At 61.8% G+C, this 23,200-nt stretch carries 23 protein-coding genes and 4 tRNA genes; 13 read left to right on the top strand and 14 right to left on the bottom strand.

Annotation, left to right across the window (positions count from 1 at the left end; all coding sequences use genetic code 11):
- Positions 1 to 6: 6 nt before the first annotated feature.
- Entirely contained in the window at positions 7 to 1,179 is a 1,173-nt protein-coding gene (locus GU3_RS04670) for an MFS transporter (protein ID WP_014291394.1), read from the bottom strand.
- Between the two features lie 175 nt (positions 1,180 to 1,354).
- On the opposite strand from GU3_RS04670, the gene hfq reads away from it, so the two are divergent.
- Positions 1,355 to 1,726 (top strand): RNA chaperone Hfq, encoded by a 372-nt coding sequence (gene hfq, locus GU3_RS04665; protein WP_014291393.1) that lies wholly within the window; start codon positions 1,355 to 1,357, stop codon positions 1,724 to 1,726.
- A gap of 55 nt (positions 1,727 to 1,781) precedes the next feature.
- On the opposite strand, the gene dapA is transcribed toward hfq, so the two are convergent.
- Complete coding sequence (dapA, locus tag GU3_RS04660) at positions 1,782 to 2,654, bottom strand: 4-hydroxy-tetrahydrodipicolinate synthase (protein ID WP_014291392.1); 873 nt, start codon at positions 2,652 to 2,654, stop codon at positions 1,782 to 1,784.
- 290 nt (positions 2,655 to 2,944) lie between these two features.
- Here dapA and rsmC point away from each other — a divergent pair, with 290 nt between their 5' ends.
- From rsmC to GU3_RS04630, 6 genes are all read left to right on the top strand, one after another.
- On the top strand, positions 2,945 to 3,964 hold the full coding sequence (gene rsmC / locus GU3_RS04655) for a 16S rRNA (guanine(1207)-N(2))-methyltransferase RsmC (protein WP_014291391.1): 1,020 nt from the start codon (positions 2,945 to 2,947) through the stop codon (positions 3,962 to 3,964).
- A 137-nt stretch (positions 3,965 to 4,101) separates the two neighbouring features.
- Positions 4,102 to 4,187 (top strand) — tRNA-Leu (locus tag GU3_RS04650).
- A 51-nt stretch (positions 4,188 to 4,238) separates the two neighbouring features.
- Positions 4,239 to 4,324, top strand: a tRNA-Leu gene (locus GU3_RS04645).
- 71 nt (positions 4,325 to 4,395) lie between these two features.
- Positions 4,396 to 4,481 (top strand) — tRNA-Leu (locus GU3_RS04640).
- A 137-nt stretch (positions 4,482 to 4,618) separates the two neighbouring features.
- Entirely contained in the window at positions 4,619 to 4,909 is a 291-nt protein-coding gene (locus GU3_RS04635) for a hypothetical protein (RefSeq protein WP_014291390.1), read from the top strand.
- 76 nt (positions 4,910 to 4,985) lie between these two features.
- Positions 4,986 to 5,546 carry a CBS domain-containing protein gene (locus GU3_RS04630; RefSeq protein ID WP_014291389.1) on the top strand — a complete coding sequence of 187 codons (561 nt, stop codon included), beginning with the start codon at positions 4,986 to 4,988 and terminating at the stop codon, positions 5,544 to 5,546.
- A gap of 46 nt (positions 5,547 to 5,592) precedes the next feature.
- On the opposite strand, the gene GU3_RS04625 is transcribed toward GU3_RS04630, so the two are convergent.
- Together GU3_RS04625 and rlmD are read right to left on the bottom strand one after the other, a co-directional pair.
- The gene (locus GU3_RS04625) at positions 5,593 to 5,793 is read right to left on the bottom strand and encodes a hypothetical protein (protein WP_014291388.1); all 201 of its coding nucleotides are present in this window, start codon (positions 5,791 to 5,793) and stop codon (positions 5,593 to 5,595) included.
- A 56-nt stretch (positions 5,794 to 5,849) separates the two neighbouring features.
- Positions 5,850 to 7,190, bottom strand: coding sequence for a 23S rRNA (uracil(1939)-C(5))-methyltransferase RlmD (gene rlmD, locus GU3_RS04620; RefSeq protein ID WP_014291387.1), 1,341 nt, complete (start codon positions 7,188 to 7,190; stop codon positions 5,850 to 5,852).
- Between the two features lie 226 nt (positions 7,191 to 7,416).
- Here rlmD and GU3_RS04615 point away from each other — a divergent pair, with 226 nt between their 5' ends.
- Complete coding sequence (locus GU3_RS04615) at positions 7,417 to 7,992, top strand: nucleoside deaminase (protein ID WP_014291386.1); 576 nt, start codon at positions 7,417 to 7,419, stop codon at positions 7,990 to 7,992.
- A 4-nt stretch (positions 7,993 to 7,996) separates the two neighbouring features.
- Here the strand turns inward: GU3_RS04615 and GU3_RS04610 are convergent, their stop codons facing one another.
- Together GU3_RS04610 and GU3_RS04605 are read right to left on the bottom strand one after the other, a co-directional pair.
- On the bottom strand, positions 7,997 to 8,476 hold the full coding sequence (locus GU3_RS04610; protein ID WP_014291385.1) for a pyrimidine dimer DNA glycosylase/endonuclease V: 480 nt from the start codon (positions 8,474 to 8,476) through the stop codon (positions 7,997 to 7,999).
- Between the two features lie 132 nt (positions 8,477 to 8,608).
- Positions 8,609 to 8,693: transfer RNA gene (locus GU3_RS04605), tRNA-Leu, on the bottom strand.
- A gap of 175 nt (positions 8,694 to 8,868) precedes the next feature.
- On the opposite strand from GU3_RS04605, the gene GU3_RS04600 reads away from it, so the two are divergent.
- Complete coding sequence (locus GU3_RS04600; protein WP_014291384.1) at positions 8,869 to 9,363, top strand: RDD family protein; 495 nt, start codon at positions 8,869 to 8,871, stop codon at positions 9,361 to 9,363.
- Between the two features lie 70 nt (positions 9,364 to 9,433).
- Here the strand turns inward: GU3_RS04600 and lptG are convergent, their stop codons facing one another.
- Together lptG and lptF are read right to left on the bottom strand one after the other, a co-directional pair.
- The gene (lptG, locus tag GU3_RS04595; RefSeq protein WP_014291383.1) at positions 9,434 to 10,504 is read right to left on the bottom strand and encodes an LPS export ABC transporter permease LptG; all 1,071 of its coding nucleotides are present in this window, start codon (positions 10,502 to 10,504) and stop codon (positions 9,434 to 9,436) included.
- Positions 10,504 to 11,613, bottom strand: a complete 1,110-nt coding sequence (lptF, locus tag GU3_RS04590) for an LPS export ABC transporter permease LptF (protein WP_237711167.1) — start codon at positions 11,611 to 11,613, stop codon at positions 10,504 to 10,506. Before lptF ends, lptG begins: the two co-directional genes overlap by 1 nt.
- Before the next feature lie 159 nt (positions 11,614 to 11,772).
- Between lptF and pepA the strand changes: the two genes are divergently transcribed.
- The 4 genes from pepA to GU3_RS04570 all read left to right on the top strand — a co-directional run bounded on the left by pepA (position 11,773) and on the right by GU3_RS04570 (position 17,195).
- Positions 11,773 to 13,284 carry a leucyl aminopeptidase gene (pepA, locus tag GU3_RS04585; RefSeq protein WP_014291381.1) on the top strand — a complete coding sequence of 504 codons (1,512 nt, stop codon included), beginning with the start codon at positions 11,773 to 11,775 and terminating at the stop codon, positions 13,282 to 13,284.
- A 1-nt stretch (position 13,285) separates the two neighbouring features.
- Positions 13,286 to 13,729 (top strand): DNA polymerase III subunit chi, encoded by a 444-nt coding sequence (locus GU3_RS04580; protein WP_014291380.1) that lies wholly within the window; start codon positions 13,286 to 13,288, stop codon positions 13,727 to 13,729.
- Between the two features lie 4 nt (positions 13,730 to 13,733).
- Entirely contained in the window at positions 13,734 to 16,586 is a 2,853-nt protein-coding gene (locus GU3_RS04575; RefSeq protein ID WP_014291379.1) for a valine--tRNA ligase, read from the top strand.
- A gap of 135 nt (positions 16,587 to 16,721) precedes the next feature.
- Positions 16,722 to 17,195, top strand: coding sequence for a CAP domain-containing protein (locus GU3_RS04570; RefSeq protein WP_014291378.1), 474 nt, complete (start codon positions 16,722 to 16,724; stop codon positions 17,193 to 17,195).
- 15 nt (positions 17,196 to 17,210) lie between these two features.
- Here the strand turns inward: GU3_RS04570 and GU3_RS04565 are convergent, their stop codons facing one another.
- The 6 genes from GU3_RS04565 to GU3_RS04540 form a co-directional block, all read right to left on the bottom strand.
- Positions 17,211 to 17,420 (bottom strand): glycine zipper 2TM domain-containing protein, encoded by a 210-nt coding sequence (locus tag GU3_RS04565; RefSeq protein ID WP_014291377.1) that lies wholly within the window; start codon positions 17,418 to 17,420, stop codon positions 17,211 to 17,213.
- A 129-nt stretch (positions 17,421 to 17,549) separates the two neighbouring features.
- Positions 17,550 to 17,951 (bottom strand): hypothetical protein, encoded by a 402-nt coding sequence (locus GU3_RS04560; protein ID WP_014291376.1) that lies wholly within the window; start codon positions 17,949 to 17,951, stop codon positions 17,550 to 17,552.
- A gap of 30 nt (positions 17,952 to 17,981) precedes the next feature.
- On the bottom strand, positions 17,982 to 20,246 hold the full coding sequence (locus GU3_RS04555) for a DUF6351 family protein (RefSeq protein ID WP_014291375.1): 2,265 nt from the start codon (positions 20,244 to 20,246) through the stop codon (positions 17,982 to 17,984).
- A 68-nt stretch (positions 20,247 to 20,314) separates the two neighbouring features.
- On the bottom strand, positions 20,315 to 20,674 hold the full coding sequence (rraB, locus tag GU3_RS04550) for a ribonuclease E inhibitor RraB (RefSeq protein WP_014291374.1): 360 nt from the start codon (positions 20,672 to 20,674) through the stop codon (positions 20,315 to 20,317).
- Complete coding sequence (locus GU3_RS04545) at positions 20,671 to 21,420, bottom strand: 1-acylglycerol-3-phosphate O-acyltransferase (protein WP_014291373.1); 750 nt, start codon at positions 21,418 to 21,420, stop codon at positions 20,671 to 20,673. The genes rraB and GU3_RS04545 overlap by 4 nt, the downstream gene beginning before the upstream one ends.
- A gap of 73 nt (positions 21,421 to 21,493) precedes the next feature.
- A complete protein-coding gene (locus GU3_RS04540) occupies positions 21,494 to 23,161 on the bottom strand; it encodes a methyl-accepting chemotaxis protein (protein WP_014291372.1) in 1,668 nt (555 codons plus the stop codon).
- Positions 23,162 to 23,200: the final 39 nt, after the last annotated feature.

Here is a 23,200-nt window from a genome sequence, read left to right as displayed (position 1 = left end):
GCAGGCCTAAAACCGCCCGATGGCAAACACCGACAGCCCCTTCAACGCCAGGGCGCCCAGCACCACACACCATCCCAGGCTGAAGGCCGTATCCACCCCGGCGTGGGCCAGCACCACGGTCAGCAGGCTGGCACAGAGCATCTGCATCGCCCCCGATAATGCCGCTGCCGAGCCGGCCAGATCCCGGTAAGGCTCCAGCAACCGGCTCATGGCGTTGGGAAAGGCCATGCCGTTGCCCAGTGCCTGAATAAAGACCCCCGCCACCATCAGCCAGGGCTCAAGCGGCATCAGCATGATCCACAGTCCCGCCACCAGCTGAATAAAGGGACTGGCGCGCAACACCTGCTCGGCCCGCACCCAGAACTGAATACGGTTGTTGATAATGCCCCCCAGCAACAACCCCAGCGCCGGCAGCAACGCCCAGCGGCCGTATTCCGTCGCACTCATGCCAATCTGCTGCTGCATCACATAGGGCAGCACCGACACCGAGGTCATCATCAGCGCAAACTGGCCCCATAACATGCCGCCATGCCCCAGAAAATGACGCTGGCCAAGCAGCGCCCGGTAGCTGTTGAGGATACGCCCCGGGTGCAGGCTGAGGCGCGGTCCCTGGTGAGTTTCCCTGAACCGGGCCAGCAGCACCAGCCAGAGCCCTCCCAGGTACAGCATCATGGCGGCAAAGACGCTTTGCCAGCCGAAGTGATCCCCCAGCATGCCCCCGAGCGCCGGCGCCAGCACCGGCGTGATGGACGCCGCCATGGCCATGTAGGACAGGGCGTTGCGCAAGGCGCCGCCGTCAAAACTGTCTCTCAGCATGGCCCGGGACACCACGGCGCCGCAGCCGGCCCCCAGTCCCTGCAACAGCCGGCCGGCCAGCAGTCCCTCAAAACTCACGTCCGGCAGCAGGCACAGCCCCACTCCCGCCAGCGCCAGGGCCAGCCCGCCCAGCAACACCGGGCGACGGCCGCGGGCGTCACTGAGTGGCCCGTAAAGCAGTTGCACCGGGCCAAAAGCCAGCAGGTAAGCGGAGATCAGCCACTGCACCCGCTCCGGATCCTCGGCCAGGGCCTGGCTGATGCCGGGCAGGATGGGAAATACCAGCCCCAGGCTGAGTTGCCCCATGCTGACAATAAGGCAGGCCAGCACCATAATGGTGGTGCCGGAAACAGAAGAGGTCACTTTGGCTCCTTTTGGTTGTATCGGTTAAAACGGGAGAGAAATGGCGGCAGAATGGGACCAGAACTTTTGGCGACATGCGTGCTGAAAGGGGCATTTTATTTACGCTTTGCTTTGACAAGCCGACCATTCATTAAGCACAATCAAGATTGAAAAATAACAAAAAGGACTGACCGACATGACCGCCCCATCATCGAACCCCCAATCGCTGCAGCAAGCCTTTTCATTGGGTAACGGGCAGGATGCGGCACTGAACTGGTTGCGCAAGAACCAGACCCACTGCGCCATTTTCCTTACCAATGGTATCAAACTTGAAGGGATGATCAGTGCCTTTGACCAGTACAGCATTTTGCTGTCCGATCCTCGTGGCCAGCAGCAGCTGATCTACAAGGCCAAGATTTCCACCATATCACCGGCCAGCCGCCGTCCGCCGCGCACCGGCGTGATCATCAACAAGCCCCGTCGTCCCCGCTACGACAGCCATCATGATCACCACGGCCACCGGGAAGATCAGCATCAGGGTAACGACAACGGCAGCGACGATCACTGATACGCCTCTGCCGGTGACTCCTGCTCAAAAAAATGGCCGCTTGCGCGGCCATTTTTTATATCAGTTCCAGCTCTTCCATGACCCGGCGAATGCGCGCCTTGGTGTCCTGCTGCAGCGGCACCACCGGAATGCGGCAATGCTCGCTGGCCATGCCCAGCAACGACAGGGCGTACTTGGGGCAGGCCGGGTTGGGCTCGGCAAACAATACCTGGTGCAGCGGCAGCAGCCGGTCCTGCAGGGCGCGGGCTTCTTCCCACTTGCCGGCCAGGGTCAGATCCTGCAACTGGGCACACAGCCGGGGCGCCACGTTGGCGGTCACCGAAATGCAGCCCTGGCCACCGGCCACGTTATAGGACACGGCAGTGCCATCCTCGCCCGACAGCCAGGCAAAGGGCTTTTTAATCAGCTGACGCTCGGCCCAGGGGCGGTTCAGATCGCCGGTGGCATCCTTGACGCCCACAATCCGCGGCAGCTCGGCCATGCGGGCCAGGGTGGCGGGCTGAATATCGACCACGGCGCGGGGTGGTATGTTGTACACGATGATCGGCAGCTCGGTGGCATCGTGCAGCATCTTGAAGTGGGCGTACAGGCCTTCCTGGTTTGGGCGGTTGTAGTAACCGGCCACGTGCAAAGTGGCATCGGCGCCCGCCTGCTGGGCACACACGCTGTATTCAATGGCCTCCACCGGATTGTTGGAGCCGGCCCCGGCGATCACCGGCACTCGGCCGGCGGCCTGCTCGGCCACAATTTCAATCACCCGGCAGTGCTCGTCGTGAGTCAGGGTCGGACTTTCCCCGGTGGTGCCCACCGGCACAAGGCCGTGAGTACCCTCCTTGATGTGCCAGTCAACCAGCCGGCGCAGCGCCGCCTCGTCGAGCCGGTCACCGTCAAAGGGAGTAAGCAGGGCAACTAAAGAACCGCGAAACATGGAAACTCCTTCTCCTGATCAGAGGATTAAATTTTGAATTAAAAAACCCCGGGCGCGAAAGCGTAACCGGGGTTTTGACAAGGGCTGGTCTGAACGTATCAGGCGTCGGTCACGCAAAAAAACAGGCCGCTTTACGTTTAAGCGGTTTGGCCGGTTTGCGTTTGACTGGAATGAGCATGGAGAACACCTGAAAAAACCTTGAACAGCATCTTTTGCCAACCACCGGCAAATGTCAAGGGGGGCCACGCCATGTATAATGCCGATTTTGTCAGATAACGCAGGAACACGAGATGTATGAGGCCCTGACCCCGGTCAGCGAAATGCTGAGCCGCAACCTGGACACCCTGTGCCATCAGCCATTGCTGGTGTGCGGCCTGCTGGAGGACAACCTGCCCGGGCTACTGGCCGAACACGGCCCGGCGCCACGGGTATTCACTACCGACTTTCGCTATTTTCAGTGGCTGAGCCCCCGCAGTGGCGTTAACACCGAATTTGGCGCCGTGCCCGCCAATGAACCCGCCGCCGGCCTGCTGCTGCTGATGCCCAAGGCCAAGGCCGAGGCCGAATACCTGCTGGCCGCCTGCCTGCCGCTGCTGCCCCCCGGCGCCCCGGTGTTTATGGCCGGCGACAACAAGGGCGGCGTCAAGGCCGCCCCCAAGTTGTTGGCGCCTTATTGCGAGCAGGTCAACAAGCTCGACAGCGCCCGACGCGCCAGCCTCTACCAGGCCGAGCTGAGCCGCCCCGTCCCGCCCCTGGTGGCCGCAGACTGGGTACGCCGCTACCCGCTGGCAGAGGAGCGGCTCACCATCTGCACCCTGCCCGGGGTGTTCAGCGCCGATCACCTGGATGCAGGCACTCGGCTGCTGCTCAACAACGCAGACGGGCTGCACGGCCGGGTGCTGGACTTTGGCTGCGGCGCCGGGGTGATCGGTGCCAGCCTGCTAAAACGCAATCCCGGCATTGAACTGGAGCAAATCGACATCAACGCCCTGGCACTGGAGGCCAGCCGCCTGACCCTGGCCGAAAATGGCCTGCAGGCGAAGGTATATGCCTCTGATGGTCTGAGCCAGGTACAGGGCCGCTTTGACTGCATCATCAGCAACCCGCCCTTTCATGCCGGGCTGAAGACCTTTTACAGCACCACCGAGACTCTGCTCACCCAGGCCAAAGACTATCTCAAGCCGGGCGGCTGCCTGCTGCTGGTGGCCAACGCCTTTTTGCCTTATCCGGAGCTGATTGAGCAACGCTTTGGCCAGTGCCAGACCCTGGCTTCCAACGGCCGGTTCAAGATCTACCGAGCGCAGGCCTGAGCCCTGCCCCCCTGAACATGGTGAAACTGGACCATTTTTAATCAAACGGCCGGCAAGGCCGTTTTTTTTATGTTTTTGCAAAAAAAGCATATTGACGACCAGTAAAAAATCTATAGAATTCGCAGTCCTCAGCACGGGCGAGGGTGGCGGAATTGGTAGACGCGCTAGCTTCAGGTGTTAGTGTCCTTCGGACGTGGGGGTTCAAGTCCCCCCCTTCGCACCACACTGAGAAACGATGACGGCCTCATCCAAAACAGCCGAACAATTTGAGCATGCGAGGGTGGCGGAATTGGTAGACGCGCTAGCTTCAGGTGTTAGTGTCCTTCGGACGTGGGGGTTCAAGTCCCCCCCTTCGCACCAAGCTTAACGGCTTGCGAACGGCTCAAATATCATCATGGTGGCCCATGTCAAACAGCCGAACAATCAGGTATGCGAGGGTGGCGGAATTGGTAGACGCGCTAGCTTCAGGTGTTAGTGTCCTTCGGACGTGGGGGTTCAAGTCCCCCCCTTCGCACCACGATTGTTTTACTCTCCCGGTAATATCCCTTCTGTTTTAACCTTCCCGATTTGTAAAAATATGCAACGGGCTATTGCATTCCGTCTTTCGCCAACACATTATCGTTGTTGTGTTAACGAATTGTAACGGCTGTGCCCATGCGCTGGATCCTGTATTCCCTGTTTTGCCTGCTGCTTGCGCAGCCTGTGCTCGCCCATGGCAGCGCCGTTGACCAGCCTTCCAGCCAGCAGCTGACCCTGCTCACTCAACCGGCCGAGGCCGACCTTTTCTCCGGTGCCGATGATCCAGAGCATGGCCTGCTTTTCCAGACGCCGGTACTAGCGGACAGCCGCTTTTCTCTGCCCGGGGTGGGGTTCTGGCCGCCGGCGGACAAGCAGGGCCGCCGTCACCATTTTGCCCGCGCCCCTCCTGCAGTTTTTCTCGCCTGACACGACCGGCCCCTTGCCGGCCAACCATGATCTTATTGGTTCAGGGCTCCGTCTCTGAACGCGCGAGGAAAACATGATGAAAACACTGCCTCTGTATGCCGTGGATGCCACGGATCACCTGGTTCACCCCCGTCATTTCGGCCATGCCGATCTCCACTCCCCGGCTTTGGAGCTGGTGGAAGACTTCAGCCACAGCACACCCGATGTGATCGATGCGGACACACTCGCCGCCCACACTCAGGAGATCATGCTGCACGAACACAGCCGCTTTAAACTGGTGGTCGACAGCCGGGGCGAACTGGTGGGACTGATTGAACAGGAACAACTCTCGGGCCCGGCCATGATGCGCCGGGTCGCCAATGGCGATTTGCGCCACGAGATCATGGTGTCGGATCTGATGCGCCCACGGGAGCAGCTCAAAGCGCTGGCCCACGAACAGTTACAGCAATGCACCATAGGCGATGTGATTGCCACACTACAGCACAGTGGTGAAGCCTACTGCCTGGTCGTAGACCGGGATCAGCACCAGATCCGCGGCGTGATCTCGGCCCGGGATTTGGCCGAGCGTTTGCATATCGATCTGGATATCAGCAAGGCACCCACCTTTCTGAATATTTTTGATTCTTTGTCGGACTGAGCAAAGCCGGTGGAACACCCAAGGCGCGGCGAAGGCTGCGCCTTGTCTATATAGCAAAGGGCATGGCCAGCAACAATCCCAGCCCAGCCAGGCCGCCCACCGGCAGCCAGTACCAGTGCCGGCTGACCGACGGCATGGCCAGTAACAGGGCAAACAACGCAAAGCCCGCGCTCAGCCACAGGGTCAGTGACGACGCCGGCACCCACCACACCAGGGTTAGCCAGCCCACGACCAGTAATACCACCATGATCACCTCCTGATTAAGAAGGTGATAATAGTTATCAATTGTATTTATGGCAAGCGTTATCGTTTCAGGGTAAACAGGGCCACGGTTTCCACGTGCATGGTGTGGGGGAACATGTCCACCGGGGTGGCCTCGGCCAGCTCAAAACCGTGCTCGCTCAGCCAGGCCGCATCCCGGGCCAGGCTTTTGGGATTGCACGACACATACACCAGCCGGGCCGGACGCATTTGCGCCAGCGTGCCAAGCAGTTGCTCATCGCAGCCCTTGCGCGGCGGATCCACCACCACCACATCGGCGCTCAGCCCCTGCTCATACAGTGCAGGCACCAGCTGCTCGGCGGCCCCCTGATGAAAGCTGACGTTGGTCATGCCGTTGCGCGCGGCATTGCGCTCGGCGTCGGCCACCGCCTCGGACACCAGCTCGATGCCGTGCACCCGGGCGGCATGGGGCGCCAGGAACAGGCTGATGGTGCCAATGCCGCTGTAGAGATCAAACACGGTTTCGGTGCCCGAGAGCGCCGCCAAGCGCACCGCTTCCCGGTACAACACCTCGGTCTGTCGCGGGTTGATCTGGTAAAACGACAACGCCGAAATATCAAATTGCAGCTCGCCCAGGGTGTCGGTAATGGTGCTTTCTCCCCACAGGGTACGCACCTGCTGGCCCAGCACCCGGTTACCGGCGGCCTCGTTCAGACAAAGCTGCACGCTGGCCATGTGGGGCACTCGCGCCAGCCGCTCCACCAGGGCCTCCAGGGCCGCGGCTTCCGGCTCTTCCGCCACCACCAGCACCACCATGAGCTCACCGCTGTGCACCCCGTCACGCACCATCAGGTAACGTACACAGCCGCTGTGGTGCGCCTCGTTAAAGGCCGGCACCGCCCAGTCCCGCATCCACTGGCGCACCAGCGCGGTAATGTCACCGGTTACCGGCGCCTGCACTCGACACTGCTCCACTTCCACCAGCTGGTGGCTGTGCTTGGCATAAAAGCCGACGGTGGGACCGGGCTGCACCGCAAACTGGGCCTTGTTGCGGTAATGAAAGGGCTCGCTCATGCCCAGAATGTCGCCCACCGGGCAGCTCAGGCCCCGCTCCTCCAGCGCCGTCAGCAGCAGCCCGCGCTTCAGCTCGAGCTGGGTGGCATAGTCCATCACCCTCAGCTGGCAGCCGCCGCAGGCGGTGTGGGGGCAGAAGTCGGCACAGCGGCCCGGCGCCGACGCCAGCACGCGCCTGAGTTCGGCCTGGGCATAGCGAGGCTTGGCCAGGGTCACCTGCGCCTCCACCTCATCGCCGGGCAGAGCACCGGCCACGTAAACGGGCTTGCCCTCATGGCTGGCAATGCCATCGCCCTTGTCGGTAAGGCTGTGAATGGAAAGGGTAAGCAACTGGCCGGTTTTAAACATGATGTACACTCTGAATTGCAACACACCGGCGGGGCCGGCAAAGGGCGAAGTTTACCCGAGCCGGCCCCGCCGCAACAGCCCGCAAAAACACCGGCGTAAACCCAAAGATACAAGTGAAACCAACGGTGCGTTATGCTGGCCCCAAGGCGCCGGCGCCACGCCATCACCGCAGGTCGCCGGCTTGAACAGCCGGCGACCTTTGACCACCAACCTGGAAGGAGCCCTCATGACCAGCCTGTTTGATCACAACACGCCCATTTCCGGGCCCGTGCTCACCGCCATTGCCCACATGCCCACCGCCAGCCTGCCGGTACTGCTCAACGATGCCTTTGTGCAGCGCCTGAGTGACGCCGACTTTATGCGCATCGCCGTGCTGCTGGCCCAAAAGAGTTATGACGAAGGCGGCTGCCCCATTGGTGCCGTGATCATCGACACCGCCACGCGCCGCATTGTGGGCAAGGGCCACAATACCCTGGTGCAGGAAAACCATCCCTACAACCATGGTGAAACCTCGGCCATTCGTGACGCCGGTCGCCTGGATTTCAGCCAGGCCACGCTGTTTACCTCGCTCAGCCCCTGCGATGTCTGCGCCACCCTGCTGTATATGCGTGGTTTTGGCCGGGTCGTGGTCGGTGATGTCACCAATGCCGCCGGCAACGAAGCCCTGCTGCAAGCCAGGGGCGTACAGGTCGATATTCTCGAAGACTCTCAGGGCATTGAACTCTATGCCCGCTTTCGCACCGAGCAACCCAGGCTCGAGCTGGAAGACTGGAAAGGCCAAAGCGCCCTTGGGAAAGCATGAGCCCTCACCGTGAGGCGGCGGATGGCACCCAATGGGGAATCTCCCGCCGGGTCCAGCGGGCGAATTTCATTTTGTCACCCAGGTAGAAATTGCGGTAAGCCTGCACCGCATCACCGGGCACCTTGTACTGATCGGGCATGGCCTGGGCGAATTCGGTGAGACCAATGGCCGGGTATTGAAATTGCTGTATTTGCGCCAGCACCGGCATTGACTTGTGATCGGTGTCCTTGCGGTAGCGATAGCGGTATTCGGCATTAAGCGCCTCGGTCAGGCGAGTCAGCCACTGAAAATTATCGTACGACGCTTCTACCCACAGCACGCTGGGATGCTTCACATGGGTGGATTTGTAAGGCGTCTCAAAGCCCTTTTTGTTGAGGGCGGTGCACAGGATCTGCACGCTTTCCAGGATCATCTTGACCACGTGCTGATCGCAGTGATACTCGGCACAGCGCTCTATGTTGTTGTCCAGAATGAAAATATTCACGAATGTCGCCCTGTATGAACACGGCATTATTGTGAAAGCGAGTCGCGGGCGGAGCAAGCCGTGAAAGCGCGAGGTGGTCAGCAAAAGCCGAAACACAGGCACAAAAAAACCCGGGCATGGCCGGGTTTTTGTTGGTAGCAGTGGCCGGACTCGAACCGGCACGCCCGAAGGCAAGTGATTTTGAATCACTCATGTCTACCAATTCCATCACACTGCCACCGGTAGACTCACCATGAGTGAGGCCTCGCATTATACCCGTCCGCCTCAACCCCGCAACCGGATTATCAGCAGGGCGGTGCCGACTGAGCATTATTTGCGCGGCCAGCTTTGGCTTTTTCACGGCGCGGCTTTTGCTAGAATGCCCCTCTTCGATAATCAAAGGAACATGACTGGTGGCTTCTTCTTATGCGGGTTTGCCCCGGGCCGGGGTGCTGCGGCGCCTGGGCGCCTGGCTTTATGATTTTCTGGTGGTGGTGGCGCTGCTGATGGTGGCGGGCTTTGTCTGTTTCGGGCTCACCGCCCTGGCCCTGCATCTGGGCTGGATTGATCTCGGGGCACACGAGGACACCGCCGCCCTGCTCAGCGCCAGCCGAAGCTACCAGCTGGTTTTACTGGCCGTGGTGCTGGGCTTTTACTGCTGGTTCTGGCGTACCAGCGGCCAGACCCTGGGCATGCGTGCCTGGCGGCTGCGCGTGCAGAATACCGACGGCTCACGGCTGACCCTAGGTCAGTGCCTGGTACGCGCCCTGGCCGCACTGCTGGGGCTGGGCAATTTCTGGATATGGCTTAACCCAGGTACCCGGCTGGCCCTGCAGGACAGGCTGGCCCACTGTGAAATGGTGGTACTCACCAAGGAGCAGAACCGGCAACTACTGAGCCGGGAATAAAGGTCGGGATTCGGGATCAGGGACTGGGGACTAAAACAAATCCCTCATCCCCAGTCCCTATTCCCTGCGGTTAAGCACGGCGGTTGAGCAAAAACAGCGCCACGGCAATAAACAGCAGGCTGGGGCCCAGGGCACCGATGACGGGCGGCACTTCATACACCAGGCTGATGGGGCCGAACACCTCGTTGGCCACGTAAAAGCCGAAACCGAACAGAATGCCCATCAGCAGCCGGGCGCCCATGGTCACGCTGCGAAGGGCACCGAACACAAAGGAGGAGGCCAGCAGCATCATGGCGATCACCATCACCGGCTGCAGTGCCTTGCGCCAGAACTCCAGGGCATAGAGGCTGGCATCCTGACCGTTGTCTTCCAGATAACCCTGGTATTCCCACAGTCCCCGCATCGACAGCTCTGCCGGCTCAATCGCCACCACCCCCAGCTTGTCGGGGGTCAGGCTGGTCTGCCAGCGGCGGCTGGCCTGCTGCTCGGTCACGATGGACTCGCCATGGTTAAACAGGGTGTCGGTCAAATTCAGCAGGGTCCACTCGCCGTTATGATAGTCGGCGCTGGCGGCCTGGGTAATGCGCTGAAGGCGCTGTTCATCGTCGAAATGGTACAGGGTAATGTTGCTCAGGGTGCCGTCGCGGCGGGCCTGACCGATGTTGATGTAGGCTTCATTGTCCCGGGCCCAGACGCCGTTCACCGACAGCACCACCTGGCCGCCGGAGCGGGCCTGGGTACGCAGATCATCCGCCGCCAGCTTGGTGGTCGGCGCCAGGTACTCGCCAATCAGCATGATCACCAGCATCATCGGCACCGCGGTTTTCAAGGCACTGGTCACGATATTGAAACGGGAGCTGCCCGCTGCCTGCATCACCACCAGCTCGCTGGAGCTGGCCAGCTGGCCCAGGCCAATCAGGCCGCCGAGCAGGGCGGCGATGGGAAAGAACAACACTATTTCCTTGGGCATGGACAGCAGCACATAATAGAAGGCCGAGAGCAGGGTATAGCTGCCCTCGCCCACACTGCGCAGTTGCTCCACATAGCGAATGATGGCGGACAGCCCCACCAGCACGAATTCGCACAACAACATGGCCATCAGCACGGTACGGCCAATGTAACGATCGAGAATATTGAACATCAGGCAGCCTTGCTCCGTGTGAGTTTTTCCCGAGTGCGGTTCCACCAGGCGGTTTCCGCCAAGTTCAGGGGCAGCGCCACCAGCAGCAAAAAGGCCAGCGGCACCGCATAGAGGCCGGGCGCCGGCGGGAGGCTGCCCCCTTCCACCGCCGAGCGGGACGCGGTCTGCAACAGGAAATACGCCAAATACAGCATGATCGCCGGCAGCAGCTTGGCATAGCGGCCCTGGCGCGGATTCACCACCGACAGCGGCACCACCACCAGGGTGAGCACCAGCATCGACAGCGGCAGCACCAGCCGCCACTGCAGCTCGGTACGCTGAAGCAGCTCGTCGGCGTTCAGCAGCTCACGGCTGGACATGGACTCAATGCGGCTTTGGGCTGTTTCAATTTCCGACGGGCGAATGTAGGCGCTGTATTCATCAAACTCGGCCACGTCAAACTCCCGGTTGCCCGGCGTGCCACTGTAACGTCGGCCGTGCTCCAGGGTCAGCCACTGGCCGTCGTCCTGCTCGTGCAGCCGGCCGCTGTCGGCCACGACAATAGCCGGCGCACGCTGGGCCTGGCCCTGCTGCACCACAAACAGCCGGTTGAGCCGGTTGCCGTCATCGTCTTCTTCCAGCTCTTCCACATAGCCCACGATGCGGCCGCCATCCAGGCTCATGAAACGGGCTTCGCGCAGCACCGCAAAGCCGGGATCCGCCTTGATCTCTTCCCGCAGCTGAAATACCTGGTTCTTGGCCCAGGGGTTAAGCCACAGCGAGTTCAGCAGGGCCAGTGCCGTCCACAGCAGGGCCAGCACCAGGGTGGTGCGCATAATGCGCCCCGGCCCCATACCCACCGCCTTCATCACCGTCATCTCGCTTTCGGCATAGAGCCGGCCATGGGCGAACAGAATGCCGATAAACAGGCTCACCGGCAGCATCAGGGTCGCCATCTCCGGCAGGTTGAGCAGCAGCAGCTTGCCTACCAGGGCACCGGGGATCTCGCCGCTGGCGGCCTTGCCCAGCACGTCGATAAAATTCTGGCTGATAAAAATGAGCAAAAGCACAAACAACACGGCCAGCTGAGTCTTCAGGGTTTCCCGAAACAAATAGCGGAATGCAATCACCGTTAATCCCAGTGTAAACTTGTCTTTTTTAATGGAAACGCTTAACAATAAGCGTAAAATCACGATTTTCGCATATTAACTCTGCGAAATCCGGCGCCTTGGCGATGCCCGTCATTATCGTTCATTCGGCGCCCATTGTCTTCAGGCTCAGGAGAATCCATGGAGTTCAGTGTAAAAAGCGGTAGTCCCGAGAAACAGCGCAGCGCCTGCATCGTGGTCGGCGTATACGAACCGCGCCGGCTGTCGCCGGTGGCCGAACAGCTCGACAAGGTCAGCGACGGCTACCTCAGCTCGCTGCTGCGCCGCGGCGATCTGGAAGGCAAGCCCGGCCAGACCCTGCTGCTGCATCAGGTACCCGGCGTACTGGGCGAGCGGGTGCTGCTGGTTGGCTGTGGCAAGGAGCGCGAGCTGGATGAACGGCAATACAAGCAGATCATTCGCAACACCATCAGCACCCTGAACGAAACCGGCTCCATGGAAGCGGTCTGCTTCCTGACCGAGCTGCACGTCAAGGGCCGCGATACCTACTGGAAGGTGCGCCAGGCGGTGGAAACCACCCTCGCCAGCCTGTACAGCTTTGACCAGTTCAAGACCAACAAGGCCGAGCCGCGCCGTCCGCTGCGCAAGCTGGTATTCAATGTCCCCACCCGCCGCGAGCTGACCATTGGCGAGCGCGCCATCGCCCACGGCCAGGCCGTGGCCAAGGGCGTGCGCGTCTGCCGCGACGTGGCCAACATGCCGCCCAACGTGTGCAACCCCGCCTACCTGGCGTCTCAGGCGCGCCAGCTGGCGGACGCCTGGGACAACATCAGCACCCGCGTCATCGGCGAGGAAGAAATGGCGGAGCTGGGCATGAACGCCTATCTGGCGGTGGCCCGGGGCTCCCACAACGAAGCCATGATGTCGGTGATTGAATACAAGGGCCACCCGGACCCCGATGCCCGCCCCATTGCCCTGGTGGGCAAGGGCCTCACCTTCGACGCTGGCGGCATCTCGCTCAAGCCCGCCGAGGGCATGGATGAAATGAAATACGACATGGGCGGCGCCGCCTCCGTGCTGGGCACCATGAATGCCCTGGCCGAGCTGCAGTTGCCGGTGAACGTGGTCGCCATTCTGGCGGGCTGTGAAAACATGCCCGACGGCAACGCCTATCGCCCCGGTGACATTCTCACCACCATGTCCGGCCAGACCGTGGAAGTGCTCAACACCGACGCCGAAGGCCGGCTGGTGCTGTGCGATGCGCTGACCTTTGTGGAGCGCTTTGAGCCGGAAGCGGTGATCGACGTGGCCACCCTCACCGGTGCCTGCATCATCGCGCTGGGGCACCACACCTCCGGGCTGCTGGCCAACCACAACCCCCTGGCCCACGAGCTGCTCAATGCCTCCGAGCAGGCCGGCGACCGGGCCTGGCGCCTGCCCATGAGCGACGAATACCAGGAGCAGCTGGAAAGCCCCTTTGCCGACATGGCCAACATCGGCGGCCGGCCGGCGGGCACCATTACCGCCGCCTGCTTCCTGAGCCGGTTCACCAAAAAGTACAACTGGGCCCACCTCGACGTGGCCGGCACCGCCTGGCAAAGCGGCAAGAACAAGGGCGCCACCGGCCGTCCGGTGCCGCTGCTGACCCAGTTCCTGCTGAACCGCGCCGGCGCCCTGAACGTCGAAGAATAAAATGAACACCGGCTGTTTTCACCTGCTGCCCAATGACGACGCCGGCCTGCTGGAGCAGTGGGTGTGCCGGTTGGCCACCGACTGCTACCGCCAGGGGCTGGGGGTGTTTATTTACACCCCCGACCAGGCCCAGGCCGAGGCCATTGACGAACGCCTGTGGCAGCAGGAGGCCGACAGCTTCGTGGCCCACAACCTGCAGGGCGAAGGCCCGCGCCAGGGCGCGCCCGTGGTGATTGGCTGGCAGCCGCCCCAGGGCGGCCGCGCCGTGCTGATCAACCTGGCCCCCGAGGCACCCGCCTTTGCCCGCCGCTTTGGCCAGCTGCATGACTTTGTGCCAGCCTCCGATGCCGGCAAACAGCAGGCCCGGGAGCGCTTCAAGGCCTACCGGCAGGCCGGCTTCGAGCTGACCACAGCGCCGGTACCACTCCACACTCAAGATGCATAACACCATGGAAAAAACCTTTAATCCCAACGCCATCGAGCAGGCCCTGTACCAGCAATGGGAAAGCAAGGGCTACTTCAAGGCCCACGGCGACACCAGCAAAGATGCCTACAGCATCATGATTCCGCCGCCCAACGTCACCGGCAGCCTGCACATGGGCCACGCCTTTCAGGACTCCATCATGGACACCCTGATCCGCTACCAGCGCATGCAGGGCAAGAACACCCTGTGGCAGGTGGGCACCGATCACGCCGGCATCGCCACCCAGATGGTGGTGGAGCGCAAGATCGCCGCCGAGGAAGGCAAGACCCGTCACGACTACGGCCGCGAGGCCTTTATCGACAAGATCTGGGAGTGGAAGAAGGAATCCGGCGGCACCATCACCCAGCAGCTGCGCCGCCTGGGCGCCTCGGTGGACTGGGATCGCGAGCGTTTCACCATGGACGACGGCCTGTCCAACGCGGTGAAGGAAGTGTTCGTCCGCCTGTACGAGGACGATCTCATCTACCGCGGCAAGCGCCTGGTGAACTGGGATCCCAAGCTGCACACCGCCATCTCCGACCTGGAAGTGGAAAACAAGGACAAGAAGGGCCACATGTGGCACTTCCGCTATCCGCTGGCCGATGGTGTGAAAACCGCCGACGGCAAGGACTACCTGGTGGTGGCCACCACTCGCCCGGAAACCATGCTGGGTGACACCGCGGTGGCGGTCAATCCGGCAGACCCGCGCTATAAAGACCTGATCGGCAAGGACATCATCCTGCCCATCGTCAACCGCCGTATTCCCATCGTGGGCGACGACCACGCCGACATGGAAAAGGGCACCGGCTGTGTGAAGATCACCCCGGCCCACGACTTCAACGACTATGAAGTGGGCAAGCGCCACGGCCTGCCGATGATCAATGTGCTCACCTTTGACGCCGCCATTCGCGATGAGGCCGAGGTGTTCACCACCACCGGCGAGCCGTCGAATGTGTACAGCGCCGAGCTGCCCGCCGCCTATCACGGCCTGGACCGCTTTGAGGCGCGCAGCGCCGTGGTGGCCGAGCTGGAAACCCTGGGGCTGCTCGACAGCATCAAGGATCACGATCTCACCGTGCCCTACGGTGACCGCGGCGGCGTGGTGATTGAGCCCATGCTCACCGACCAGTGGTACGTGCGCGCCGCGCCCCTGGCCAAGGTGGCCACCGAGGCGGTGGAAAACGGTGATATTCAGTTTGTGCCCAAGCAGTACGAAAACATGTACTTCTCCTGGATGCGCGACATTCAGGACTGGTGCATCTCCCGCCAGCTGTGGTGGGGCCACCGTATTCCCGCCTGGTACGACGAGTCCGGCAAGGTCTACGTGGGTCGGGACGAGGCCGAAGTGCGCGCCGCTCACAACCTGGGCGACGAGGTGAAACTCAGCCAGGACGAAGACGTGCTCGACACCTGGTTCAGCTCGGCGCTGTGGACCTTCTCCACCCTGGGCTGGCCGGAGAAGACTCCGGAGCTGGCTACCTTCCATCCGTCCAGCGTGCTGGTCACCGGCTTTGACATCATCTTCTTCTGGGTGGCGCGCATGATCATGATGACCATGCACTTCATCAAGGACGAAAACGGCAAGCCGCAGGTTCCGTTCAAGACCGTCTACGTCACCGGTCTTATTCGTGACGAGAACGGCGACAAGATGTCCAAGTCCAAGGGCAACGTGCTCGACCCCCTCGACATGATCGACGGCATCGATCTGGAGTCCCTGGTGGCCAAACGCACCGGTAATATGATGCAGCCCCAGCTGGCCGCCAAGATTGAACAGCGCACCCGCAAGGAATTTGCCGATGGCATCGAAGCTCACGGCACCGACGCCCTGCGCTTTACCCTGTGCGCCATGGCCTCCACCGGCCGTGACATCAACTGGGACATGAAGCGCCTGGACGGCTACCGCAACTTCTGCAACAAGCTGTGGAACGCCTCCCGCTATGTGCTGATGAACACCGAGGAGCAGGACTGCGGACAGCACGGCGGCGAGCTGCAATACTCGCTGGCGGATCGCTGGGTCCGCGCCCAGCTGCAGGCCACCATCGCCGACGTGCGCAGCGCCCTCGACGGCTACCGCTTTGACCGCGCCGCCAGCGCCCTGTACGAGTTTATCTGGAACCAGTTCTGTGACTGGTACCTGGAGCTCACCAAGCCGGTGCTGTGGCACGGTGCCGAGGCCGAGCAGCGTGCTACCCGCAAGACCCTGATCGAGGTGCTGGAGACGCTGCTGCGGCTGGCCCACCCCATCATGCCCTACATCACCGAAGAGATCTGGCAGCGGGTAGCCCCGCTGGCCGGTCGCGGTGGCGACAGCATCATGCTGGCCGCCTACCCCGAGGTGAACGCCGCCGAGCAGGACGAGCAGGCGATGGCGGATCTGGAATGGGTGAAGCGCTTTATCGTGTCCATTCGAAACCTGCGCGCCGAGATGAACATTCCTCCCGGTCAGCCCCTGAGCGTGCTGCTGCGCCCGGCCGGTGACGACGCCCGCCGCGCCACCGACAACGACGCCTTCCTCAAGGCCATGGCCAAGCTTGAGTCCATCACCCTGCTGGCCGCCGACGAGGAAGCGCCGCTGAGCTCCAAACAGCTGATCGGCGACACCGAGCTGCTGCTGCCCATGGCGGGACTTATCGACAAGGACGCGGAGCTGTCGCGCCTCGACAAGGAGCTGGGCAAGGTACAGGGCGAGATCAAGCGCCTGGCAGGCAAGCTCAACAACGCCGGCTTTGTGGCCAAGGCCCCCGCCGAGGTGGTGGCCAAGGAGCAGGAAAAACTGGCCGACTATCAGGCCACTCTGGCCAAGCTGGAACAGCAGCGGGAGCAGATCGCCAGCCTGTAATCACCCCATTGATTAAGACCACAGCCCCGGCAAACGCCGGGGCTTTTTTATGGCGGCTGGACGAGGCAGCAACATGGCGTTTTCACACCCTCCCCTTTACCCTGAAAACAGCAGGATCACCGAGGGAGTTGTTCCATGAGAGTACGTCTTTTTATCTGGCTGACATGGCTGCTGGCCGGCTCTGTTTCCGCCGCCGACATCAATCAGGCCTTGCTCAAGGCCCATAATGCGGCCAGGGCCGAGGTCGGTGCCGCCCCGCTGACCTGGTCGGCCCGAGCCGAGAGCCAGGCCACCGGTTGGGCCCGGGTGCTGAGCCAGCGCTGCGATATCGAGCACAGTCAGGGGTCGGGTTTTGGCGAAAACCTGTTTATGGGCACATTGGGCTATTACGACGAGCTGGACGGGGTGAAGAGCTGGGAGGACGAAAAACGTTTTTATTCGGGCCAGCCACTCAGTCGCGAGCTGGTGCCCAGGGTTGGCCATTATACTCAGATGATATGGCCCGTCACCCGCGAGCTGGGCTGCGCCACCTCCACCTGCAATAACATCATGATACTGGTGTGCAACTACTATCCGCCGGGCAACTACCTGGGCGAGCCCGCCTGGTAGTGCCCGGCACGGGCGTTATTTGTCGACCTGGTTGCCGATCACCCCGCCGACCACGGCCCCGCCAATGGTGCCCACGGCACTGCCGTGGGTCAGTACCGAGCCGGCCACGCCGCCCACACCGGCGCCGATGGCGGTATTGCGCTCGCGATCCGACATATTGGCACAGGCCGACAGCCCGAGCAGCAGCACCATCACCACCGCGCCCGCCTTCACTTTGCCATGCATTACCATTGTTCATTACCTCTGTTCGCGCATCGGGCACACAACGCCCGGCTTCATCATTAAGTGTATGCCGAGGCCAGCCCGCCCGACAGCGGCGGACGGTCGCCCTGTGCAGAGCACTGACGCAGCAATTCAGGGCGCCAGCCACAACAGCCGCACCACCGCCACGTTGGCGATGCTCACCAGCAGCAGAAAACTGACGTAACTCAGCACCAGGTAACGAAAATAGTTGTGCCGGCTATGCTGGATCAGTCCCAGCTCCTGCTGATGAGCCCGGTGCGCCCGGGCAATCTTGCCAAACAGGGTCAGCTCAAAATGCATCAGCACCAGGCTTATCAGGCTCAGTACCGTACCCAGCAGCGGCGCTATCAGGATCCAACCCTTCAGCACCTGAGTGATTTCGGGTTTGAGATAGGGCACGGATCCTAGCAGCACCACGGCTATGGTGATCTGAAACAGCTTCTGCCAGATATGGTCATGGCGGTATTTGTATTCGTCCCACAACTGCATGTGGGGATCCGGCGGCGGATACATGAGTGTCTTCCCTAATCATGATTTACGCCACTATAACACGCCGGCAAGCCCCATCTCTGCATTCGTCGGCCGCGCCACATCACCACGCCGGTAATCGCAGACCCCCTCGGGAAAGACGGTGTTCAGCATGGCCATGTGGGGACGCATGTCGAGCCCGCCGTACAACCCCCGGACCACGGCCTCTTCCACCGGGATCAGGGCACACTGGAACAGCTCGCCGGTGAGCGGCGCACCAGCCACGTTGCGGGGCGAGCGAAACGCCGGGTAACGCTGCAGGCAGGCGCCAGTGTCGGCGTCCCCCCGCCAGGGGCCGTTCCATACGTCTTCGCCCTCGGCAATCAGCTCGCCGGTATCGGTCCAGCAGGCATCCACGGCACTGGCGGGCCGCTGTCCCGAGGTCAGCCACTGGTCCAGCACCTCAAAGGCCTTGTCGCTGGGGTTAAAGGGCTTGCCGCTTTGCCAGATCACCAGGTTGTCGGTGTTGCCACGAGCGGCCTGCAGGCGCAGCCACACCGACTGGGTAGCATAGGAGTGGTGCATGTCGAGCTGGGGGTCCAGATAATGACGGACATCGATCACCGGCAGGTCGATATTGCCCAGAAACACATGGCCGGAGCGATAGGCGGCGGCAATGGCATCGCGATTGCCCCGGCTGCGGGGTGCGGTTTTCACCAGATCGGCCCGGTTGCGCTCAAACACCCACAGTGGCACCGGGCTGCCCGGGGTTTTGCGCATGTTGTGATCACTCCAGATAGACACACCGGCCAGGTTGTCGTCACCGGTCAGCACCCAGAGCTTTTCCTGCACCATGTCGGCGGGCGGCTTCCAGCTGCCGATGTTGGCGTTGAGGTGGAAGAACTCGGCGGGCGAGATGTCACCCCGTTTCAGCGCCTCCAGCCCGTATTGCACCCCGGTGTTGTCGTGGGTACGGTTGGCGTAGCCGTTTTCATCCACACCATACACATGGGCCAGATCGTGCCAATGGCTGAAACGCTCCTTGGCCACGATTGCCGGCGAGTAGTAATGGGCGCGATGGGAGTAGTGCGGATTGTTGGTCAGAGGCGCCAGCCCGCGCCAGCTGTTGGAGCATTCGGTGGCTCCCGGTGGCAGCCCGGGCAGGCGCAGCCCCAGTCCGGCCATGCGCGCCCAGCGATAATATTTCTTGAACTCGTGCTCCACCTCGCTGCTGGCCGCCACTCCCATCACCAGACTGCGGTTTTCCTGCACTTCCCAGCGCTTGTTTTCCCGGGCGGTGACGTCGAAATAATATTCAAACAGCTCGCAGTCCAGGGCCCAGATGCTCTGGGTGATCATGTCCGGGTAGCTGTACTGGGGGATCAGGGCATCGAGCAGTCCCGGTTTGTTCTGGGCAAACAGATATTGCTGCACGGCGCCGCCGGAGCCGCCAATGCCGACGGTGTAGTCGGGCTTGCCGTAGCGGGCGATAAACTGAGCCTTGACCATTTCGGCGGTATTGGCCGCCAGCCACATGTTGTAGTGGTTGCTGGTCACGTTGCCGCTGGAGCCCGCCAGGGCATAGCCCTGGGCCAGCTGGGGGATCAGCCGGCTGCCCACCCGGCCCAGGCTCATCTTGCCCTGGCGCTTGCCGATACCGACGCCGCCCTTGAAATGAAAGATCAGCTTGTGGTTCCAGTAGGGGCTGTGAGTATCGGTAACCGGCTCGGTCGGATCCGCCAGCATGGCGAGCACGTAGATAAAGCGATTGATGGTGCCCTGCTCGACCCTGAGCACAAAGGGAATGCGCTCGCCATCCCGTTCGATCCAGTCCATGTCGGCGGGATAGTCGCCTGCGGGCAACCGCCGAAAGTCATCCTGGCCCTGAATGCGATAGTAATAGTCGAGGCGGGTTGGCAGCAGGCAGTCCTTGCTGTGACCCAGCAACTGTTGCTTGTTCTTGACGCCATTTTCCTCGGCGTAGACCGGGGTACCGATGCCGTCCTGGTTATCCACCAGCGGCTGGCCCAGGCCCGCCTCTTCGGTATTGCAGGAAAAGGGGTATTGCAGCGGCCCGAGGGAGGTATCGACAGGCCCGGTTTCACCCGGTTGCACCGGAAAATTGAAGGCGGACAGATCCAGCGGCACCAGGGAGGCATGAAGCCCGGTATAGGGCGGGCGGGGGTGAGCGGGATCATAGTCCGGCGGCAGGCTCTCCACCACCACCTCGGGGGGATCCGGCAGCAGGTGCCGGCCCAGGCGGGCCTGAATTTCACTGCAACCGGACAGAACCAACAGGAAGGGAACCAACAACAGCAAGACAGCGCGACCGGATAACATGGTACTCTCCTTGATCCATGCGTATATGGATCAAGCTTAGCCGAGCCGTCCGCGCTGCGCCGCCGGGGTTATTCCTCTTCGTCGTCCCCCTCGAAATAGGTACCCCAGCCGTCGTAGTCAATGCCGTATTTCTCGGCAATGGGCAGCAACTCTGCAATCTGTTGCATGATCTGCTCTTCATCGAGGGCGCTGTCAGCCACGGCGTCAAAGCACAGCAGGGTTTGGCCCCGCTCCAGGGTCAGCTCCTCGGCATCGGTCACCTCGTAGCCAGCGTTGAAACAGTCCACCGCGGCCTTTTCCAGTTTGGCGAAATACTGCCCGGAAAAGTGATGCTCTATGGTGTATTCGGCGTCGGGGTCACTGCCGTCGCTCAGCAGGGATTCAATAATGTCGCGGGTTTCGGCGCGCCAGTCTGGGGATTGGCTCATGATTCGGCTCCGGATTGAGTAAGGGTATCGGGACGGCGGGCTTCCCCGTCGAGGCGGGCAATACCGTCGGCAATCTGCTTGCGGCTCTGTTTGAGCAGGTCGCGCAGTTGCGACGGCTGGCAGTCACTCACGTCGATGGGCGGCATGATGTCGATCAGCACTTCACCGTTGTCCCAGCGGTTCAGATCCACCTGACCAAAATAGCTGGAGCAGGCGATGGGCACAATGGGCACGCCTGCTTGCAGGGCAATGTGAAAGGCGCCGGTCTTGAACGGCAGCAGCCCCTTGCCCTTGCTGCGGGTGCCTTCGGGAAACATCCAGATGGACAGCCTGCGGCTGCGGATTTTCTCCACCACCTTGCCAATGGTGCTGGCGGCCTTGGCCTTGTTTTCCCGGTTGATCAGCAAATTACCGCTGAGCCAGAACAGCGGGCCGAACAAAGGGATCCAGAACAGGCTGTTTTTGCCGATGGCCACGGTCCGGGGCGAGAGCACCCCCGGGTGGGTGATAATGTCCCAGTTGCTCTGATGGTTGGCGATGTAAATGGCCGACTCCAGTCCCTTGACGTGTTCACGCCCGCGCACGCGAACCTTGAGCCCGATCAGCGGACAGGCCAGGTGAAACAGACGGCCGAGCAGATAGACGTTATTCGGATGGCGGGGACGGACCAGGCACAGCAGAGTACCCAGTACGAAAACGACGACCATGGCCAGGCCAAGCAACAGTATCCGCAACAGCTTTAACATGAACAATCCTCGCAATTTGAGAGACGGCAGTATACTGACCGCCCCTCAAGGGAACAAGGCCGGCGGCCCGGCATCAGCCGTGGCCGCCGGGCCCCCGCTCCAGCCGAAAGCCGCTGACCGCCAGCTGCAGTTGCTCCGCCAGGCTGGCCAGTTCACGGCTGGCACTGGCGGTCTGCTCCGCACCGGCGGCGTTTTCTTCGCCCATGCCATGAATGCTGGTGACATTGCGGCTGATGTTCTCGGTGACCGAGGCCTGCTCTTCCACCGCACTGGCGATCTGGGTGTTCATGTCGTGGATCAGTTGCACGGCGGCACTGATCACTTCCAGCGCCCGCTCCGCCTCCCGCGCCCGCGCGACCGTCGCCTCGGCTCGCTGCCGGCCGCTGTCCATGGCGGTTCGGGCCTTGTCCGCATCGGCCTGCAGACGGGTGATGGTGGTTACAATTTCCTGGGAAGATTGCTGGGTTTGCTCGGCCAGGTTGCGTACCTCGGCGGCCACCACCGCAAATCCTCTGCCCTGCTCACCGGCCCGGGCCGCTTCGATGGCGGCATTGAGGGCCAGCAGGTTGGTACGATCGGCAATTTCCTGGATCACCTCAACCACGGTACTGATCTGAGTGCTGCTGTCGGCCAGGGACTGCACCACCTGGCCGGTGCTGCCAACGTCTTCCGCCAGATGCTGAATGTGCTCAACCGTCTGCAAGACCACCTGGCGTCCCTGCTCGGCGGCATCAAAGGCCGATTTCGCCGATTCCGCGGCCTGGGCGGTATGCTGAGAGACTTCCTGCACCGTGGCCGACATCTGATTGATGGCGGTGGCCACCTGCTCGGTGTCCTGCTGTTGGCGCTCCAGGTTGGTGCTGGTCTGCAGCGACACCGCCGAGGTTTCTTCCGCGGCCGAAGCCAGCCCCGAGCTCGACATGTTGATCTGGCCAATCAGCTCCCGCAGCCGCTCGGTCATATGCTGCAGACGGCCATATACCCCTTCGGCGTTGGGCATAAAGCGCAACCCGAGATCGCCGGCGGCAACGGCACCGGCAATGCGCTCCATTTCCGCCGGCTCGGCTCCCAGCGGCTGCAGCACGGCACGCCGCAGCACCCAGCCCAGCAACAGGCTGAGCACCACCAGCAACCCGGCCATGGCCACCATCACCGCCACCATGTTCTGTTTTTTCTGCCGGGCGCTGGCAATGTCCTGCTCCAGCCGAGCCAGCAACATGGAGATAAACCTGTCCACCGAATCCTGCAATACCGCCCGGTTCTGATCGTAGTGCTCATTGAACACCCGGCTCCAGGCCTCACGGCTCTGGCCCGCCTGCATCCGCTCGATGGCCTCGCCTTCCAGTTTGGCCATGGTGATCGTGGCCTGGCGCCCCTGCTCCAGCAGGGCCAGCTCCTGAGGCGTCAGCTGCATCCCTTTCAGCATCTGTTCATTGGACTCGGTGTGGCCGCCGGGCCTGGGCTTGCGCCCTTCGGTCATGGCCAGGACGCTGCGGTAGTGGTCCAGCTCCTGGCGGGAGGAAGTGGAAACATAATTACGAATACTGGACGTTAACTCGCTCGACAGGATCCGCATCTGGTTGACGGAGTTGAAGTTGTCATACTGCTTGCTCTGGGTGGCTTCCAGTTGGTTCTGGGCCTGCAGCAGAAAGAACAGTGTGCCTCCCAGGATCAGGGCAAAGCCCAGCGCCACCACGATAATCAGCCGAATAATGGCCCTCAGGGTCATACTGCCACCCATTTTCTTTCCCTTCCTCGCAACTGTGCACAATAAATGATA

It is taken from the genome of Oceanimonas sp. GK1, from assembly GCF_000243075.1.
In the GTDB taxonomy this organism is placed as follows: domain Bacteria; phylum Pseudomonadota; class Gammaproteobacteria; order Enterobacterales; family Aeromonadaceae; genus Oceanimonas.
This window is presented reverse-complemented; position numbering and strand designations above follow the sequence as displayed.

Excerpts from the sequence above, each read along its gene's own strand:
- hfq (WP_014291393.1), top strand. The coding sequence starts at position 1,355 with ATGACCGCCCCATCATCGAACCCCCAATCGCTGCAGCAAGCCTTTTCA.
- dapA (WP_014291392.1), bottom strand. The coding sequence starts at position 2,654 with ATGTTTCGCGGTTCTTTAGTTGCCCTGCTTACTCCCTTTGACGGTGAC.
- rsmC (WP_014291391.1), top strand. The coding sequence starts at position 2,945 with ATGTATGAGGCCCTGACCCCGGTCAGCGAAATGCTGAGCCGCAACCTG.
- GU3_RS04635 (WP_014291390.1), top strand. The coding sequence starts at position 4,619 with ATGCGCTGGATCCTGTATTCCCTGTTTTGCCTGCTGCTTGCGCAGCCT.
- GU3_RS04630 (WP_014291389.1), top strand. The coding sequence starts at position 4,986 with ATGAAAACACTGCCTCTGTATGCCGTGGATGCCACGGATCACCTGGTT.
- GU3_RS04625 (WP_014291388.1), bottom strand. The coding sequence starts at position 5,793 with ATGGTGGTATTACTGGTCGTGGGCTGGCTAACCCTGGTGTGGTGGGTG.
- rlmD (WP_014291387.1), bottom strand. The coding sequence starts at position 7,190 with ATGTTTAAAACCGGCCAGTTGCTTACCCTTTCCATTCACAGCCTTACC.
- GU3_RS04615 (WP_014291386.1), top strand. The coding sequence starts at position 7,417 with ATGACCAGCCTGTTTGATCACAACACGCCCATTTCCGGGCCCGTGCTC.
- lptG (WP_014291383.1), bottom strand. The coding sequence starts at position 10,504 with ATGTTCAATATTCTCGATCGTTACATTGGCCGTACCGTGCTGATGGCC.
- pepA (WP_014291381.1), top strand. The coding sequence starts at position 11,773 with ATGGAGTTCAGTGTAAAAAGCGGTAGTCCCGAGAAACAGCGCAGCGCC.
- GU3_RS04580 (WP_014291380.1), top strand. The coding sequence starts at position 13,286 with ATGAACACCGGCTGTTTTCACCTGCTGCCCAATGACGACGCCGGCCTG.
- GU3_RS04575 (WP_014291379.1), top strand. The coding sequence starts at position 13,734 with ATGGAAAAAACCTTTAATCCCAACGCCATCGAGCAGGCCCTGTACCAG.
- GU3_RS04570 (WP_014291378.1), top strand. The coding sequence starts at position 16,722 with ATGAGAGTACGTCTTTTTATCTGGCTGACATGGCTGCTGGCCGGCTCT.
- GU3_RS04565 (WP_014291377.1), bottom strand. The coding sequence starts at position 17,420 with ATGCATGGCAAAGTGAAGGCGGGCGCGGTGGTGATGGTGCTGCTGCTC.
- GU3_RS04560 (WP_014291376.1), bottom strand. The coding sequence starts at position 17,951 with ATGTATCCGCCGCCGGATCCCCACATGCAGTTGTGGGACGAATACAAA.
- GU3_RS04555 (WP_014291375.1), bottom strand. The coding sequence starts at position 20,246 with ATGTTATCCGGTCGCGCTGTCTTGCTGTTGTTGGTTCCCTTCCTGTTG.
- rraB (WP_014291374.1), bottom strand. The coding sequence starts at position 20,674 with ATGAGCCAATCCCCAGACTGGCGCGCCGAAACCCGCGACATTATTGAA.
- GU3_RS04545 (WP_014291373.1), bottom strand. The coding sequence starts at position 21,420 with ATGTTAAAGCTGTTGCGGATACTGTTGCTTGGCCTGGCCATGGTCGTC.
- GU3_RS04540 (WP_014291372.1), bottom strand. The coding sequence starts at position 23,161 with ATGGGTGGCAGTATGACCCTGAGGGCCATTATTCGGCTGATTATCGTG.